Source organism: Vibrio sp. 378 (genome assembly GCF_033339435.1).
This window is the reverse complement of sequence record NZ_JAWOUO010001040.1, coordinates 1-545: the sequence shown is the minus strand read 5'-3', so window position 1 is coordinate 545 and position 545 is coordinate 1. Positions and strand designations below refer to the sequence as shown.

The following is a 545-nucleotide window of genomic DNA, read 5'->3' as shown; positions in this document are numbered from 1 at the left end:
GGCCGACATTTTGGCAGTCGAATCGCGTTTATTGATGGCAAGATCTACTTCACGATTGGCGATCGCGGTGAACGAGACAACGGGCAAAATACTCAAACACACGCAGGCTCAATACTACGCTTGAATCTAGACGGCACGGTGCCAACAGATAACCCTTTTACTTCCTCCAAGGCAAAGCCTGAAATATGGAGTTTCGGGCATCGCAATCCACAAGGTTTGTTCTACGACAAAGAGACAGATCAACTTTGGTCGATTGAACATGGGCCGCGTGGAGGTGACGAAATTAACCTAATAAAAAAAGGGGCGAACTACGGTTGGGCAAGAGTCTCACAAGGGAAAGAATATTGGGGCCCACTTGATGTAGGTGAAGCGAAATCACTGCCAGGAATGGAAGACCCCAAATTGGTTTACATTCCCTCTATCGCTCCAAGCAATATGGTGCTCTATCGCGGGGATAAATACTCAGAACTTGACGGCAAAATATTAGTTGGAGCGTTAAAGCTCACTCATATCAATGTCGTCAGCATTAACGATGGCAAGCTCAC

1 protein-coding gene is annotated in these 545 nt (G+C 46.8%); it reads left to right on the top strand.

Annotated features, from left to right (window positions below):
* The coding region (locus R7Q48_RS30255; RefSeq protein ID WP_318134101.1) for a PQQ-dependent sugar dehydrogenase at nucleotides 1-545 on the top strand (545 nt) is incomplete at both ends.